A 16,771-nucleotide genomic window follows, 5' to 3' on the forward strand; every position below is an offset into this window, starting at 1 on the left:
ATGCCGCAATCATCCCGCTACAGTGACGAACTGATTGAACAACTGCTACTAGACCTGGTCGGCGTACTGGAGACGCACCGCGCCCCCACCGATCTTGCGCTGATGGTGCTGGGCAATATGGTCACTAACCTGATCAATACCAGTGTCGCCCCAGAGCAACGTGCGGCGCTGGCCCGGACTTTCGCGAGTGCGTTACAGGCGTCCGTCAGCACTGAAAAAACCCACTGATAGCGGCTTTCGGCATGGTAACCAACCGTCCGCGCTACCGGGAAAAAGTCTCCCAGATGATTGGCTGGGGGCACTGGTTCGCGCTGTTCAACATCCTGCTCGCATTGGCTCTCGGCAGTCGCTATCTGTGGGTAGCCGACTGGCCGGCATCACTGGCGGGCCGCGCCTATGCCCTGATTAGCTGGCTGGGACACTTCAGCTTCATCGGTTTTTCCGCCTATCTGCTGATCATTTTCCCGCTGACCTTTATCGTCATGTCGCAGCGGTTGTTGCGTTTTTTGTCAGCCGCGCTTGCTACCGCCGGGCAGACGCTGCTGATTGTCGACGCCGCAGTGTTCAACCGCTTCCATCTGCACCTTAACCCTACTGTCTGGGAACTGGTTACTAACCCGGAACAGAGCGAAATGGTACGGGACTGGCAGCTGTTGTTTATCAGCGCGCCCATCATTTTTATGGCGCAGATGCTGTTCGGCACCTGGTCGTGGCAAAAACTGCGCAGCCTGAACCGCCGCAGTTTCGGCAAACCGCTGGCGGGCGTGTTCATCGTCGCCTTTTGCGCCTCGCATCTGATGTACATCTGGGCCGATGCCAACTTCTATCGCCCAATCACCATGCAGCGCGCCAACCTGCCGCTTTCCTACCCGATGACGGCCCGGCGTTTTCTGGAGAAACACGGCCTGCTCGACGCGCAGGAATACGAACGGCGTTTGGCTCTCCAGGGCAACCCGGATGCGGTTTCCGTCGAGTACCCGCTGGGCGAGATCCGTTTTCGCGATACCGGCAGCGGTTACAACCTGCTGATGGTGGTGATGGATAGCACGCCTAATCTTGACACACCGCACACCATGCCGAATCTGGCCCGTTTCGGCGAAGGTAACGTGCGTTTCAGCAATCATTTCAGCGCAGGTACCCAGGCAGATGGCGGGTTGTTCAACCTGTTCTACGGTATTTCCACCACCTATATGGATGGAGTGTTGGCCAGCAGCAAGCCGTCCGCATTGATCGCTGCGCTGAGCCGGCAGGGTTATCAGTTTGGCCTGTTCTCCGCCAGCGGCTTCAGCAGCCCGCTGTATCGTCAGGCATTGCTGTCCGATTTTTCACTACCGCCGGACGATCCACAAGGCAACAGCACCATCACCACTCAATGGGTCAAATGGCTGGATGGCAACACCGACACCAAATCCCCTTGGTTCTCGTTTATAGAACTGAAGCACGATGATCGAAACGGCAATGCCAAGCCGTTATCGAACGCAGAGCAACAACGCCGTTATCAACAGGGCACCACCGACATCGACGCGCAACTGCAGCGCATCCTCGACACGTTGCGCGATAAAGATCTGCTGAATAACACCGTCGTCGTGGTGACGGCCGAGCAAAGCCCCGAAGAACGGCAGGGCGACAGCGATCCAACGCCGATGAACCGTGAGCATCGTCAGGTACCGCTGGTCATCCACTGGCCGGAAACGCCGGTGCAGACTATCGGCAAAATGACCGACCCTAAAGATGTTATGGCTACGCTGATGCAACGCTTGCTGCATGTGAAGAATCCTACAGACGATTATTCTCAGGGAGAGGATCTCTTCGGCGCTGAACGACGCTTGAATTGGCTGACTAACGGCACCAACGGTAATCTCACCATTATCACGCCGCAGCAAATTATCCTGTTGAATAATAACGGCAGTTATCGTGCTTACGATGCGCAAGGGCAAGAACTGAAAGATGAAAAACCACAGCTTGGATTGTTATTGCAGGTCTTAACGAGCGAACGGCGATTTATTGCTAACTAACTGCCTAAATCTAAAGCAGTCATTCAGTATGGCTATTGCAATCACAACAGGAAACGGTAGTATAGCGGCCCATAACATCGGCACGTAGCGCAGCCTGGTAGCGCACCGTCATGGGGTGTCGGGGGTCGGAGGTTCAAATCCTCTCGTGCCGACCAAATACCACTTCCGTCAGTACCGGTTACTGACGGAAACCCCACAGAAACCCGCATCCTCTCTGAGTTTGCGGTTTTTTTGTTGCCTGTTATCTGCCGGGATACCCCGTTTACAGCCGGAAACTTTGGGACTACATTTGGGACTAACTCGGCATAGTCCCATAAAACCGTAGTCCCAAAGGAAACGATCATGGCAATTCAGGCAAAGCCCCTCACCAACACGGAAGTCAAAGCCGCCAAAGCGACGGATAAAGAATTGTCATTGCATGACGGCGGCGGGCTGCTGCTGTTCGTCAAACCATCTGGTACAAAAACCTGGCGCTTTCGCTATTACCATCCACAGACCAAAAAGCGGACTACGCTCACCTTTGGCAGTTATCCAGCGCTCTCTTTGGCCGACGCCCGCCAAATGCGCGAAGCAGCCAAAGCACTTTTAGAAAAAGGCATCGATCCGCAATTCCACCAGCAACAGCAGCGCGAACAAGAACAGGCAATCAGCCTGAACACGTTCGCCAAAGTCGCCGCCGACTGGTATGAAGTGAAAAAATCTCAACCGCTGGCCGCAAACACCATTAAAGATATCTGGCGCTCCCTGGAAAAGTACGTGTTCCCGTTCATCGCAAACCAGCCTATCAGCCAGCTTACCGCCCGCCATTTCATCACCGCATTGGAACCGATACAGGCCAGCGGCAAACTGGAAACCGTTAAACGGGTTAGCCAGCGTATTAACGAAGTGATGGATTATGCCGTTAACTCAGGTCTGATACCGGCTAACCCGGCGGCGAAGATCCGCAAAGCATTTCAGACGCCGGTGAAAACCCATATGCCGACCATCCGGCCAGAGGCATTACCTAGCCTGATGAAAACGCTATCGGTCGCCAGCATCGAGCTACAAACCCGGTTATTGATTGAATGGCAATTGTTGACCGTTGCTCGCCCGGCTGAAGCCGCAGAAACCCGCTGGAGCGAGATAGACCTTACGCAGAACACCTGGACAATCCCGGCAGGCCGCATGAAGATGCGCCGCGAGCACGTCATTCCCCTGCTCCCACAAGCGTTAGCCATTCTGGACGCCATGAAGCCAATCAGCGGGCACCGGGAATATCTGTTCCCTTCCGCTAAAGACCCCAAACAGCCAATGAACAGCCAAACCGCTAACGCCGCATTGCGTCGCATGGGCTACAAAGGCGTGCTGGTGTCCCACGGCTTGCGCGCTATCTTCAGTACCGCCGCCAACGAAGCAGGCTTCCCGCCAGACGTCATCGAAGCCGCGCTAGCTCACGTTGACACCAATGAAGTGCGCCGCGCTTACAACCGCTCCACCTATCTGGAGCAACGCAAGGTACTGATGTGCTGGTGGGGTGAGTTTGTTGAAACCGCCGCCACCGGTAAGGCGATGGCCGCAGACGGCGCAAAAGGGCTACGAGTGATTAACGCCTAATACTGTTTATTTATACAGTTATTTGTTGATTCCTGTTACAGCACTTCCTAAAATGGCGCTATCCGGTGAAAACCGATAGAAACTAGTACATTGCACTGGCCCTATCACCACGGGCCTTTGCATTCGACACTCTAGCCGAGGGAATATGCTGAAAATACCCAGACACATGCGGGGACTGCTCGAGGTCACAGCACAACAGGTTGCTAGCGTTATGGCATCGCAAGGTAACGAAGATGCGCCTGTCTCTTACTGCGTTGATGACTTCCTGCCTGACTCCGTTCCCTATTACCACCATGAAGCTGAAACCGAAAACTATCTACAAACCATTTTTCAGGCGGTCAGATTTGGCGTAATAAAACCGATCCGCGCCTCAGCGACGCACGCATGGGGCGACACCACCAACATATGGACAACCAAGATTGACGTAGACACTATCAATCAAAACACGGAAATTCACGATGCCACCTTCCTGGCTACCGAGATTTGGCCGTGGGCTAACCAATTACTTTCTGATGATTCACCCTGGTATAGCTTTTCCGATCCCAAAAAAGACACGCCATTACCAGAAAATTGGGGTGAATTCGCCAATCGTGATACCGCATTACTTCTTATCGCGGGTTTGGCAAAGGCGCTTGAAGGTAAAAGTGGTGGTGTTTATAAGTGGGGTAACAAACTGAACCAGAAAAAACTGGCGGAAGATGCAGCGCTTGCGGTGAGTTGCGCACTTGGCACCGGTGAACCCGACAAAACAGAATCTTTTCGTAAGTTAATTGGCGAAGCGCTGGCCGCCGTGTCGCTTAGCTCAGACGCATAATTGACGATCACAGACAGAGTAACGGCTAGATCAGATTCTGGCCGTTACCAAACCAACACCACTCATCACCTAACTCTATTTCTGACCCAGCCAACTATTTCCCCCGACTTACCACACTTTGACCGGTAATCCCGGTTAACTATTCGTACCGAACGGATAGCATCGGTTTTACTGGAGATCCTTGTTTATGAGTCTGTTAGAAAGAAAAATCCTGCTGAAAAAAGAAGTGAAAGCCATTTTGCGCGTCAGCTCTGACAGCAGCTTTCAGGAAATGATCAACGCCGGGGAATTCCCGAAAGGCTTTCGCATTGGCCTGCGCCGCGTAGGTTGGTTTGAAGATGAGGTTAACACCTGGCTGTCACAACGGATTGCTGAACGCGATCAGCAATCCGGGAATTAACCTGTCAGGCATAGGCGCGGAGGCTTAATAACACCGCCGTCGCCACCTTTTTGATCTTATTTCGATTCAATTACCGACTAACCGGAGTTTGACTCATGATGTCATCGCCATTTATGGCCGTTCGCGGCCAGGGGCTGACTTACGCCCAAAACAGAACAACGCCCTATTCTGCCAGCCACACCAGCGGTGCTTATTTTTTTGATTTCTCGCGCTTTTCAGCATCCAGCTTACGCCCGCAGGCATCCAGCACCCAGGCGGAAAAATTGGCGTTCGGGTTATCGGCTTTCTCCCGCTCTACGCTGGCGTCGATCTCGTCGATAAGTTCATGCGGAAAGCGAATTCCTTTTTTAATGGATTTATTGTTGTTATTACCGGTTGCCATGCCTAACTCCGTTAAAGAAGGTGATAACACTATACGTAAAGCGGTGAGGATTAAAAACCTTGACGTGTGCACACACCATAACTTAATGTGTGCGCACACCTTGGTTTCATTCAAGGTTGACATAACGAAGCCCGGCAGTGCAGCAACACATACCGGGCCTCTAACCGCAACGTTAAAAGGAGTAACGTCATGGCTGGTTTACAGTCTACCCAAACTCGCCCCAAATTTCAGTATCGCTTCCTGGCGCTGCGGCGTCACTCGCCAAATACTGCTCCCCGCCCGCTTGCCGTTGAAGCCCACAGCGAAGCCGAAGCCCGTCGCTATCTGGAGCCGGATTTTTATTCTGGTCTTTGCCGGTCGCCTGCCAGTTCAGGAGGTGCGCCATGTTTGATAACACCCCTCTGGAGCTGGAAGAAATTATCGACCAGTGCCGGGCGCTGGCGTATGCCATCGTCGAACTGGAGCAGCCAGAAGCCAAAGAGATCCTGATGTTTATCCTGTGGGAGCGCCTTGATTGCCTTTACCACACCCATTTGCAGGAGCAACAAACCCCGCTGATGCTGGAGGAGCGGGCCGATGCGTAATATCGACCTTATCCGCGACACCGCCAGTGCGGCGCAAGGGCGCTGGCGGGCGGTACTGGCCCAACTGGGGATTACGGTTCCCGACAATGCCCGCCAGCACGCCTCCTGCCCGGCGTGCGGCGGTAAAGACCGCTTCCGTTTTGATGATGACGGGCGCGGGGCGCATTTCTGTAACCAGTGCGGGGCCGGTGACGGTCTTGAACTGGTGCAGAAAGTCAGGCAGTGCGATATCACCGCTGCCGCCCGGCTGGTGGCGGAGGTGGTCGGCACGCTGCCAGCGTCTTCTGTCACCGCGCCAGCAGACGCCCCCGCCGCCAAACGTCAGCGCTTTCTGCAACGCTATCAGGCGCTGGCGCGTCAGGCCGTGCCGGGCGTATCGGCTTATCTGGCCGGGAAAGGGCTGGCAGCCACGTACCCGCTGCTACCGGATGGCCGCCTGTTGCTGGCGTTACAGACAGCGGAAGGCACCGTCACGGCAGCGCAGACCCTCGCCCCGGACGGTAAAAAGCGACTGCTGACCGATTCGGCCAAAACCGGCGCGTATCACCCGGTCACTGCGCCCACTCACCCCGACACGCTTATTCTGGCGGAAGGGCTGGCAACCGCGCTGAGTGTCAGCCAGATGAACCCAACGGCCATGACGGTGGCCGCCATCGACGCCGGAAACCTGCTGCCAGTGGCCCGCGCCTTGCGCACGCGCTTTCCCGCTGCCCGGCTGATAGTGGCGGCGGATAACGACACCGCACCGGGCAAGGCCAACACCGGCAAACAGTGGGCGGAGAAAGCCGCCCGCGAAGTGAACGGCTGGGTGGCCCTGCCGCCGACGGATGAAAAGGCTGACTGGGACGATTACCGCCAGCAGGCCGGTATCGAGGCGGCAACCCGCGCCTTTCAGGCATCGCTGTATCAACCGACCGACGACACCCCACCGGCCAGACGCGAGCCGCTGGCCCCGTTTGTGGACAGCCGCGCCACCGGGGTGTACTGGGTGACGCCCAAAGCCGACCGGGACAGTGGCGACATCATCCAGCACGAGCAGTGGTTATGCTCCCCGCTGGCGGTGGCGGGTGTCGGGCGCGATGACGCCGAGCAATACCTTATCCTGCGCTGGCAGCCTGCCGGAGCGACACAGGCCGTAACCGCTGCCCTGCCGCTGGCAGACGTGGGCGAGCGCGAAGGCTGGCGCACGCTCAAGGCGGGCGGTGTGACCGTCACCACCCGTCCCTACCTGCGCGCCATTCTGGCCGACTGGCTCCAGCGCCAGCACAGCGGCGAGGTCTGGCATATCGCCCACAGCACCGGCTGGCAGTGCGGCGCGTACCTGATGCCGGATGGCGAAGTCATCGGCACCCCGTCGCGCCCGGTACTGTTCCGGGGCCGCAGCGCTACCGCGTCCGGTTACGGCATCAGTGGCACGGCGGAAAGCTGGCGCGAGTCGGTGGCCCGGCTGGCATCCGGCAACCCGTCGATGATGACCGCCATTGCCGCCGCTCTGGCCGCGCCGCTGATTGGCCTGTCCGGTTCGGACGGCTTTGGGCTGCATTTCTATGAACAGTCGAGCGCCGGGAAAACCACCACCGCCAACGTCGCCACCAGCCTGTACGGTGACCCGCAGGCACTGAAGCTGACCTGGTACGGCACCGCGCTCGGTATCGCCAACGAAGCCGAAGCCCATAACGATGGCCTACTGCCGCTGGATGAAGTCGGCCAGGGAAGTGATGCGCGCTCGGTGTCCACCTCAGCCTACACGCTGTTTAACGGCGTCGGCAAATTGCAGGGCGCTCGGGAAGGCGGCAACCGGGAGCTGAAACGCTGGCGCACGGTGGCGATTAGCACCGGGGAAATGGACATGGAAACCTTTCTCGCCAGCGCAGGCATTCCCCCCAAAGCCGGGCAACTGGTGCGCCTGCTCAATCTGCCGCTGGAGAAGGCCCGGCAATTCCACGGCTACCCGGACGGCAAGGTGCACGCCGATGCGCTGAAAGCGGCGTATCGCACCCATTACGGCGCAGCCGGTCGGGCATGGATACGCTATCTGGCCGAACACCGCGAGGACGCCATACAGGCGGTAAGCGAGGCGGAAACCCGCTGGCGCAGCCTCATTCCTGCCGATTACGGCGAGCAGGTTCACCGGGTGGCGGAGCGCTTCGCCATTCTGGAAGCGGCGCTACTGGTGGGCCGGACCGTCACCGGCTGGGAGCCGCAGGCGTGCCGGGATGCGATACAGCACAGCTTCAATGCCTGGATTAAGGAATTCGGCACCGGCAACAAGGAGCACCAGCAAATCACCGCCCAGGCGGAAGCCTTTCTGAATACTTACGGCCTCAGCCGCTATGCACCAGTGGGGTATGACCCGCGTGATTTACCGATTCGGGAGCTGGCGGGCTACCGCGACAAGGGCAAACACGACGATGAACCGATGGTGTTCTACACCTTCCCGGCCACCTTTGAAGCGGAAATCGCCAGAGGGTTTAACGTGCGCCACTTTGCCCGCGTGCTGGCACAAAGCGGGATGCTGAAGCCCGGCGCAGACGGCAAACACACCCGTAAATCCATCCGGGTGGACGGTCGCCAGCCGCGTTTTTACGTGCTGATGTACCTGCCGGAAGAGGCGGAAACGACCGACTGACGCTAACGCGACGAACAACGGGGTTCACGTGGTTCAGGGGGTTCATGACAGGTAACTACCTGTTTTATCACTCAGTGAGTGAATTTTTTGAACCACCGGTGAACCCCGTTTTACCTGTTTTGAACCCCCATCCACTGAACCACCCGGTGAACCCCGTTTTACTGGCGGGAAGGGGTTCATTATCGGTGAATATTTCACCACTGTAAAATATAACCTAATGATTTTACATCACTAAAAAACTTAGCCTACTAACGTGAACCACAAAACCACCTGAACCACCGGCGCATGGTGTGTTATACGGCTGGCGTAAAAATCACGCCGACCGATGCCGCCTTACTCCATGCATCATAGAGAAATATAGAGGTTTTACGGTGAACGTCGGCAGGATGGCAGAAGATTGGAGTACCGCAATGAACGAGCGTAAAAGATTACTGAAGCGCTATCAGGCGCACCATGACCGCAAGATGGCCGAACACCGGGCCTGGGCCGCTACCGGCTATGACCCACAACACAGACCGCCGCTAGAGCCTTATCCTGATGAACTGCGCGGCCTGCAATGCTGCGCTACCACCCGTGCTGGCACACCCTGCAAACGCACGGACATTTACCGTAATGGCCGCTGCAAATACCACGGCGGCAAAAGTACCGGAGCCAAAACGCCGGAAGGCAAAGCCCGCCAGTTAGCAGGCTACCGCCGCTGGCTGGAGAACAAACGCAAAAACGAAGCCGCTACGGCATAACGTGCACAGTGGTTCGCACCAGCATTGGTGGGTGCGAACTGCGAACCTACTGGGAAATCGGCTAACATATTGTCATAGCTAAATTTTTCAAATTGACAGCAAATTGAAATCAATTTGTACGGCGTGGAAACATGCTAAGAAATGCTAAGGTTTTTTGCTTCCTAACTTACTTCATTCACCACAACCCGTATGGTGAGCGTTTAGCCTGGCAGCTCACAAACTAGAGCCGGTACGCAATAAAGTACGCAGCACCATGCGTCATCCTCAGTGCGTACCACAATGCAAGCATCCTACCCCATGCACTGTTAGCTTTTGTTAGTGTATTTCCTGTCTCGTCCTGCGCTAAACGTTCAACCTGCTGTCAGATAGGACAATTGTACAAAACGAAACTGAACGATAGCAATGTGCAAGCAACTGATATTCAATTGTATCAATAATTCAGATGTAGAAGAGAGTTTACAGCCTGTTCGAAGGCTGGCAATGTTATTATAAATAGTGTTTTCTCGTGCCCATGCTGCTACATTTTTAAAAAAGATGAGAGTCTTTTTTTAAAATTTAAAACAGCCTCAAAATTATCTTTTTCTGCAATTGCGAAAATTTTTTCCATATCAAACCCTGTCCTTTTAATTAATCTCTCAAAGTATTTTTTATTTCTTTTTTCAGGTTTTCCTTTTAACTTTCCAACAAAAGGTAGTTTATATTTTTGATCTGAGTATTTTTTAAAAATTTCTTTTTCAATTGACTCGAAAGGTAAAAAAAGCAACTTGGATGCAATGTCTTTGTTTTTTTCTAAAATGTTAGATCTAACGTCTCCATCTAAAACAACCAGCACCTTCTCATCTCTCTCACACAGAAAAGACTCTTTCTTGTTTCCCCTATAAAAATCAATAACATTCTCGCAGCCACCTATGCTAATAACCTCAATTTTTTCTTTTTTGTTGAATCTTGACTCATTTATGATTTCTTGCATTTTCATTTCAATATATTCTTTTAAAACTGAGTCTTCGGTTAGAATGTATTTATCGCTGCCCTTAAACTCAAACATAACTCCTTTTATATAACTGTAGCCCCTTTTTTTTAGGTCAACGGTTCCGTTTGAATTTTCGAGATAATAAATATCTATGCCAATGTCATCAATGGATTTTAACATTGCAAGAGAGTGTGTTGTAAATATAAAAAACTTTCCACTTTCTTCGCTAGATCTCTTGATGAGCTTCACAAGTCTTATTTGGGCATATGAATCTAACGACATATCTATTTCATCTATTATAATCAGCTTTGTATCTGAATTTATTATTCTAAATATATTAATTACAAAATATTCCCCGGAGCTGAAATAGTCCTCTCGGATATAGTTAGTAGTACCAACTATCCTGAAGAAATATTCTTCTCCATTTATCTCTACCGATTTCAGGTCGGAGAAGTTTTTATAAGGATATATAAAATTCAAAAATTCAATCAATTTATCGGGACTTGAATATTCGCGAAATGCTATTTTAATTCTTAAGCTTCCGTCTATTTCATTCAATCTTGAATATGAACCATAACGTTTTCCATATGGTACTGGAAGTTCGACAACGCCTAAATTTTTTTGATTTATAATGCTTTTGCAATCTATTTGATTGATAGAGGAATTGTATTTATATTCGTAATGATCATCATCGATATCTATCAACAATTCACTGTTTGCATTGAATATAAATGGGTTGGATGTTTTTACAAAAATAGTTGGCTGGAATAAAATCCCCATTGATTTTATTAAAGTTGTTTTCCCAATCCCATTATGACTAACAATGCAAAATATTTTACTTTCACTAAAATCAAAGCTTGCATTTAGATTAGATAGATGCTGTATTTTACTTATTGATAATTCGAATTTCATTTTACAAGGCTCTTCCTAAGAAACATTTCCACTATAGTTGAACCATACTTTCTTTTCAGTTTGTTTATATAACCATCGTCAATCGTACTTATGTAATTAATCATGCCTGATAAGTATCTTTTTATTTCTATTAGCTCTGGCTCTTGAGAGTTAACGTTATTTAATTTTGATATATAATGTAACTTTGTTTCAATATTGTTTTTATCGTTTTGTCGACAGATATATATCCATCAGGCATAATGCTGACCCCCATGATTTTTCTGACACCACCTTTTTTTAAAAGTTTGGTCTTATCAAAATTTAAAACAAACGAATCGCATTCAGAGTTTATTATGCCTTGAACAGTAGTGAATATATCTTTTTTATGGATTTCGCTCTCTGAGGATATGATTATATCATCAGAATATCGTGTATATATATATCCATTAGATATGCTAAATGATTTCAATTTCTTATCAGCATCACTAAAAAGGATATTACTTAACGAAGGAGATGTAGAAAAACCTACTGGTAAAAAATCATTATAACTTACAAGCTCAACTATTTTGAATAAATATTCATTAATGTCTGATATGATAAATTCTTTAAAAACACTTTCTAACTTACTTTCGATGAAATCACGATTGAAAGAAGGGAAGAAGTTCTTAATGTCTGTTTTAAATATAAATGGATTCGCTCTGTGCGGATAAACACAATCAAATACGTTAACTTTTTTTCTATAAGAAAAGACAACATCATCCATGATGTCAACCCTGTTAAAGATAGCCTCATTAAGGAAGCGATGAAGCAATCGAAGTTTATTAAAACCTTTTTATATGCTACTATTTCTCTACCCCTGAAAATCTTTTTCTCCAAATACTCCATCTTATTCAAATTGAAAAAATCATTAAAATCCATTGAGTTATTGAAATAAATATCAAATATTTCTTTTATCTTTATGCTCATGAGGCACCACTAATTTTTATCATTTTATATAGATATCATACCTATATCTGGTTTGGAAAGACACTTTGATGTGAGATGTATGGGTAGCTGGTATGATACATACAAAAACCGCCTCGTTACATCGTAGGTTTTTCAACTAACTACGAGTAAGCGAAGCGGCATTGTAAGTGCATTAAAGCCTGTAGAGGCCGTTGTCAATTGACCGGAGATTCTCACTAGTCACGGCATGGATTTAGTATAATCCAAAAAAGCCACATGTAAAGTATTTGGAGGTTTGAGAACTCCGGCTTTGGCGCAATTACCCTCTGTAAAGATAGTTGTCACCCCATCGAAAACACCAATGACAGGATGGGAATAGATCGTGAAGCGTATTTCAGACTATGCCAGTCAGCCAAGCACAACGCCCTGAACGCTGGTCATGCAGGGCACGGAACTGGCCCCCTGCTTAGGCGAGGCCATGCTGAATCCAGAACGGGAAATACAGACAACCTAAATTAACCGGGGCCAACTATCTTGACACTTGCCGGGCTGAAAGAACTTTGATTGCACACCATGACAGCTCAATCTGAATTGCACAATGCGCAACCCAAGTGCGCAAAACGAAACCGAACGGTAGCCATTCGCAAATCGGACTCTAGCCCTTGCTATGACTGGATTTGGCAGATATTGCGCACCGGTTTCCATTTTTGCCAGAATCATATTATTTCGTATTCAGATTGCGAACTCTGCGCATGTTGATGCGCACTGGAGGCGGATAATGCGTGACCAGACGAGAAGTTACACCACCGATTTGCCGCGTATTAACCTGCAATTTCTCGCCCATTTGCGCGATAAGTTGGGCAATGCAGCACCCAATACGCAGGTTTACTGCGACACAGAGAGCGGAAGACTCTATTTATCACGATATTCAGATGGCTACAGCGCCACCATTAACGGTGTCACGCGAAGGATCGGTATTACGGCCACACGCATGGGGTATGGTGTACGTGAATGGTATGTTTGCCCCCACTGTGGCGAACGGGCAGCAAAACTGTATATCGGGTGTAAAGATATCGGCTGCCGAAAATGCTGGCATCTTCATTACGCCAGTCAAAGCAAAGACGAAGCCGACCGTTTATTACTGAGTGCGCGCAAGCAGCGCCGGGCAATTTGGGGTGATGATTTCCCACCCGCAGACAACCTGCTTAACCACGCCCGGTGGCTTGCAAAGCCAGCCCGGATGCGCTGGGAAACCTTTGAAAGAAAGTTAGCCAGGTTGATAAAAACCGAAACCGCATATTGGCGGGTGTCAGATGCGAAAATGACAAGAATGACAAAAAACCTCATTCAGCGGTATGAGAAATGGTGTACATCGTTCATAGATTAGTAGCGATGTACCCTGAATCTACCGCTATCTGATATTAAAAAACAGGCAGCCAGCAGCAAGGATTAACTATGTCTGGACTATTTAACACGCTCGATTCATCCAATATGTTCGTGCATCTTCAGAAAAAATGGGAGTCGTTTTACCACCACCCTTCAGAAGAAAGGCTGATTGATACGCTGCTCCCGCTGTACCACCTCAGGGAATGGATATGCCCAGGTGGCTCAGCAAGCTACAAAAACAAGTATGAGTTATCAGCCGAAGAAAAATTACACAGTTTTCTGTATACCTATCCACCCTATGAGGTAGTCAGAGAGCTTTGCAATCGAACGAAGCATTTCAAGAAACAAAACGGCGATATAAATTTGAACGTCATTAAAGGGGCTAGAACAGGGCTGATGAGGGTAGCTGACGCCCTAGGATCAACGTACTTTACCGTTGATGGAGTTGATATCCGGGATATCTTTATGGCTGTTTACAGGGTCTATTACCAATATTTTGAGGCAGTGAAACAAGGGAAGCATCCTTCATTTACCCCGTCTGACAGTGAAGGTTGTTAGTCGAACGCTGAAGAGGTGTACCTGTTTTTATGGTGCCCGTTTCAACGTGATTTTTCTCTATGGGACTACGATTGGGACTACAATGTTAAATTGTAAAAAACAAAAACAATTAAAATCAATAATATGAGTGATAAATTCAATTTCTCTCGGGGAAGTACCGGTTACTGACGGAAACCCCACAGAAACCCGCATCCTCTCTGAGTTTGCGGGTTTTTTGTTGCCTGTTATCTGCCGGTGTCCTGCGTTTACAGCCGGAAACTTTGGCGCCCCTTAAGTGGAAATCGCTTTAAAAACGCAACGGACACACGGTTGCCCCCTTCTTTTCTCCTGCTGACTTGCTCCATTCGCCCACAGAAACCACGATGTATGCAAAATCAACACTATAGTTACCGCACCACCCCGAGTCCTCTCCCACCGTGTCAAAAACAACACCATTCAGATCTTACGCATTTTCCACACCCACCGGCGTTTAGCATCCAATGGGCGAGCGTTTAGCTTGCCCGTTCACCAGCGATAGCAAAACGGTACGCAATCAAGTACGCAGCATCATGCGTCATTTCAGTGCGTACCACGGTGCAAGCATCTTTTCCCGAAAGGAAGGTTAAAGCGGTGAAATAGCTTCCACGACATGCTGAAAAACGTAAGGGTCGGAAAGGAGCCCAAACTGTTCATCATCCGGGTAAGTCACCGCCACATGGTAGTTTTCTCCAGCAAATGCCTTTACCGACTGCAAATCCTGCCAGTAAGTTGCCAAAAAGAAATGCGCCCACTCCCCCTGAATTTCCCTGCGCACAAGCGCGCCCCGATTCCCCGGTATACTCTTTGAATGCTCCACCCCCGTCCTCTCCAGATGTTTCGCAAACCCCTCCGAATGCTCAAGTGGAACACAGCCGTGCCAAGTTCTTACAATCATTAGCTTTTCCTTTTTTGTGGTAGACACATCACCCTGCCACTGGATGGCGCCTAATCGGTTGATTTCCGAAGAGCACGCTCCGGTAGTTCGACATATCTCTATTGTGACGGCACAGGCAGTTGTACCCCTGATGTCGTTCAGCGTCTCGCGCTATACCGATCGTTTACCGGCTGCGTTCAGAACGTAAACGCGCTGTGCTGTAGTCATCGGCTAACCTATTGGCGGTTTTCAGTTCGAGTGGATGCTTGCCGCGCCTGACAAACGACCGAATCAGGCACCGGCTAACCAACGTCACACCCGGTGTAATAAAAACCCCGCCACGCTCATTTTTCGAATGATGTTTCCTTTTAAACACACGATGGGCATATCCATAACATTTTTTAAAATTAATACGTTAAATATCAATCAATGAAATAATTCAACGCCTCTCGTGCGCTTTTTTCGCCCATATCGTCAATAATCACAGCGGTATGGCAGAAAAGGAGCCCGTATGTTCCCCAACGAATGGTTATGGCGCAATAAACTGATCGCTCTGTTGGTTTTGGTGATTGTCATTGAGCTGGTGCTATTTCTGGTTCCGTGGGAGCGCTTTTGAATAACCCGGCAGTTCACCCGTTATTCCCGCGATTGCAGGGCGAAGAAATCGTTCAGCGCAGCCAACTCCCGACGTAAGATAGAGCGCAGCTGTGTCTATATACGCACCCCGTGACGAAGGCGGCTGAACCCGCCCGCGCTGCGGCCCACGAAAGACACAGCCAATTGCCGGCCCGGTGGTTTCTGCATCCCCCGTCTGGCGGGCGCCACGTCGATTATTCATCAACACCGCACATCATGAGGATGTCATGAACAGGCTACAAAAACCCCTGCTGGCTCTTACCCTGTCGCTACTGTCACTGACGGCGGTTGCAGCGGACGGCTATAAAGATATGAAATTCGGTTCATCGTACAGCACCATTAAACAGCAGGCGGATTGTTCACTGAGCGGGCCGGAAACCGTTGACGGCATGTCGGTCTACAGCTGCAAAAATTTTGTTTTCGGCAGCAAAAAAACGCTGGCGATGTTCGGCTTCAACAACGATAAGTTCGTCCGCCTGGCCATCTCCGTCACCATGGATGATCTGCCCTCGGTGGTTGAAGGGCTGAAAAGCAAATACGGCATGACGACGCCGTTATCATCCGCCGACATCAACACCTTCATGAATACGCCGAACAGCCGCGTCGTCGCCCGATTCGATAAAAACCACATCACGCTGGTCTTCGATAACGATGCCAACGGCCAAAAAACCATCTTTCTGGTGTACACCGCGGATAACTACAGCTCCGCAGGGACTGGCAGCTCAAGCAGTTCCAGCGTCTCCAAAAACGATCTCTAATCCAGGCTCTGTCTGTTACCACGCCGGTCAGCCGCCGGCGTGATACCATCCCCACAGTTTCACCAGCAGCAACGCCGCCACGCACCAGCATGCTACCGCCAGCAACAACGCCTGGGGCAGGCGCAGTACACCGCTTAGAAAATAGAGCGAAATCATGTAAATCAGATACGGGATCACCGCCCAGATGCCAAACAGAATCGTGGTGCGCAGCGCGTCCGTTCCCCGTTCAGCACCGACGATGTAATGCGCTATCAGCGCAAACGTCGGGAACAGCGGCACCAGCCCGGCAATATAATAATTACGGGTTTTGGCCAGCACCCCAATCAACACCACCACGACCGCCCCTAACACTGCCTTAATCAATAACGCCATATCATCCTTCCGTTGTCTCTTGTTCCGGCCTGGCGACACTATCGCTCAGCAACACCATCGCTCAGCAACACCACCGCCCGGCAACACCCGCGCTCAACAACCTCGCCACAAAGCACAGCCGACTGACGCCGTGTCCGCACACGTCGGTATCTTACCGCGGTAAGTCATTGACAGCCCGGACTTTGCATTTTTTCACCACAGCACGC

The 16,771-nt window shown here is 50.6% G+C and carries 16 protein-coding genes and 1 tRNA gene; 12 read left to right on the forward strand and 5 right to left on the reverse strand.

Annotation, left to right across the window (positions count from 1 at the left end; translation table 11 throughout):
• From DPA2511_RS12140 to DPA2511_RS12165, 6 genes are all read left to right on the forward strand, one after another.
• Positions 1-228 (forward strand): YejL family protein, encoded by a 228-nt coding sequence (locus DPA2511_RS12140; protein WP_015854050.1) that lies wholly within the window; start codon positions 1-3, stop codon positions 226-228.
• Between the two features lie 14 nt (positions 229-242).
• Complete coding sequence (gene yejM, locus DPA2511_RS12145; RefSeq protein ID WP_015854051.1) at positions 243-2,015, forward strand: LPS biosynthesis-modulating metalloenzyme YejM; 1,773 nt, start codon at positions 243-245, stop codon at positions 2,013-2,015.
• Between the two features lie 78 nt (positions 2,016-2,093).
• Positions 2,094-2,170 (forward strand) — tRNA-Pro (locus DPA2511_RS12150).
• Positions 2,171-2,357: 187 nt separating this feature from the next.
• On the forward strand, positions 2,358-3,608 hold the full coding sequence (locus tag DPA2511_RS12155; RefSeq protein WP_015854052.1) for an integrase domain-containing protein: 1,251 nt from the start codon (positions 2,358-2,360) through the stop codon (positions 3,606-3,608).
• A gap of 211 nt (positions 3,609-3,819) precedes the next feature.
• Positions 3,820-4,422 carry a hypothetical protein gene (locus DPA2511_RS12160; protein WP_226376595.1) on the forward strand — a complete coding sequence of 201 codons (603 nt, stop codon included), beginning with the start codon at positions 3,820-3,822 and terminating at the stop codon, positions 4,420-4,422.
• 187 nt (positions 4,423-4,609) lie between these two features.
• Positions 4,610-4,822 carry a helix-turn-helix transcriptional regulator gene (locus DPA2511_RS12165; RefSeq protein WP_015854054.1) on the forward strand — a complete coding sequence of 71 codons (213 nt, stop codon included), beginning with the start codon at positions 4,610-4,612 and terminating at the stop codon, positions 4,820-4,822.
• A 190-nt stretch (positions 4,823-5,012) separates the two neighbouring features.
• On the opposite strand, the gene DPA2511_RS12170 is transcribed toward DPA2511_RS12165, so the two are convergent.
• Positions 5,013-5,204, reverse strand: a complete 192-nt coding sequence (locus DPA2511_RS12170) for a YlcI/YnfO family protein (protein WP_015854055.1) — start codon at positions 5,202-5,204, stop codon at positions 5,013-5,015.
• Positions 5,205-5,393: 189 nt separating this feature from the next.
• Here DPA2511_RS12170 and DPA2511_RS23485 point away from each other — a divergent pair, with 189 nt between their 5' ends.
• The 3 genes from DPA2511_RS23485 to DPA2511_RS23705 all read left to right on the forward strand — a co-directional run bounded on the left by DPA2511_RS23485 (position 5,394) and on the right by DPA2511_RS23705 (position 9,157).
• Complete coding sequence (locus tag DPA2511_RS23485; protein ID WP_226376596.1) at positions 5,394-5,693, forward strand: host cell division inhibitor Icd-like protein; 300 nt, start codon at positions 5,394-5,396, stop codon at positions 5,691-5,693.
• A gap of 87 nt (positions 5,694-5,780) precedes the next feature.
• The gene (locus DPA2511_RS12185) at positions 5,781-8,417 is read left to right on the forward strand and encodes a TOPRIM and DUF927 domain-containing protein (protein WP_015854058.1); all 2,637 of its coding nucleotides are present in this window, start codon (positions 5,781-5,783) and stop codon (positions 8,415-8,417) included.
• A 410-nt stretch (positions 8,418-8,827) separates the two neighbouring features.
• A complete protein-coding gene (locus DPA2511_RS23705) occupies positions 8,828-9,157 on the forward strand; it encodes an HGGxSTG domain-containing protein (RefSeq protein WP_015854059.1) in 330 nt (109 codons plus the stop codon).
• 517 nt (positions 9,158-9,674) lie between these two features.
• Here the strand turns inward: DPA2511_RS23705 and DPA2511_RS21685 are convergent.
• Positions 9,675-11,039 carry an AAA family ATPase gene (locus DPA2511_RS21685; RefSeq protein ID WP_015854060.1) on the reverse strand — a complete coding sequence of 455 codons (1,365 nt, stop codon included), beginning with the start codon at positions 11,037-11,039 and terminating at the stop codon, positions 9,675-9,677.
• 160 nt (positions 11,040-11,199) lie between these two features.
• The gene (locus DPA2511_RS21690; RefSeq protein ID WP_071597674.1) at positions 11,200-11,829 is read right to left on the reverse strand and encodes a reverse transcriptase family protein; all 630 of its coding nucleotides are present in this window, start codon (positions 11,827-11,829) and stop codon (positions 11,200-11,202) included.
• 912 nt (positions 11,830-12,741) lie between these two features.
• On the opposite strand from DPA2511_RS21690, the gene DPA2511_RS12210 reads away from it, so the two are divergent.
• Positions 12,742-13,350, forward strand: a complete 609-nt coding sequence (locus DPA2511_RS12210; RefSeq protein ID WP_015854062.1) for a hypothetical protein — start codon at positions 12,742-12,744, stop codon at positions 13,348-13,350.
• Between the two features lie 68 nt (positions 13,351-13,418).
• Positions 13,419-13,907 carry a hypothetical protein gene (locus DPA2511_RS12215; protein WP_015854063.1) on the forward strand — a complete coding sequence of 163 codons (489 nt, stop codon included), beginning with the start codon at positions 13,419-13,421 and terminating at the stop codon, positions 13,905-13,907.
• A 601-nt stretch (positions 13,908-14,508) separates the two neighbouring features.
• On the opposite strand, the gene DPA2511_RS12220 is transcribed toward DPA2511_RS12215, so the two are convergent.
• A complete protein-coding gene (locus DPA2511_RS12220; protein ID WP_015854064.1) occupies positions 14,509-14,820 on the reverse strand; it encodes a hypothetical protein in 312 nt (103 codons plus the stop codon).
• An 842-nt stretch (positions 14,821-15,662) separates the two neighbouring features.
• Between DPA2511_RS12220 and DPA2511_RS12230 the strand changes: the two genes are divergently transcribed.
• The gene (locus tag DPA2511_RS12230) at positions 15,663-16,193 is read left to right on the forward strand and encodes a hypothetical protein (RefSeq protein ID WP_015854066.1); all 531 of its coding nucleotides are present in this window, start codon (positions 15,663-15,665) and stop codon (positions 16,191-16,193) included.
• Between the two features lie 27 nt (positions 16,194-16,220).
• On the opposite strand, the gene DPA2511_RS12235 is transcribed toward DPA2511_RS12230, so the two are convergent.
• A complete protein-coding gene (locus tag DPA2511_RS12235; RefSeq protein WP_015854067.1) occupies positions 16,221-16,565 on the reverse strand; it encodes a GlpM family protein in 345 nt (114 codons plus the stop codon).
• Positions 16,566-16,771 lie beyond the last annotated feature (206 nt).

The organism is Musicola paradisiaca NCPPB 2511, from assembly GCF_000400505.1.
In the GTDB taxonomy this organism is placed as follows: domain Bacteria; phylum Pseudomonadota; class Gammaproteobacteria; order Enterobacterales; family Enterobacteriaceae; genus Musicola; species Musicola paradisiaca.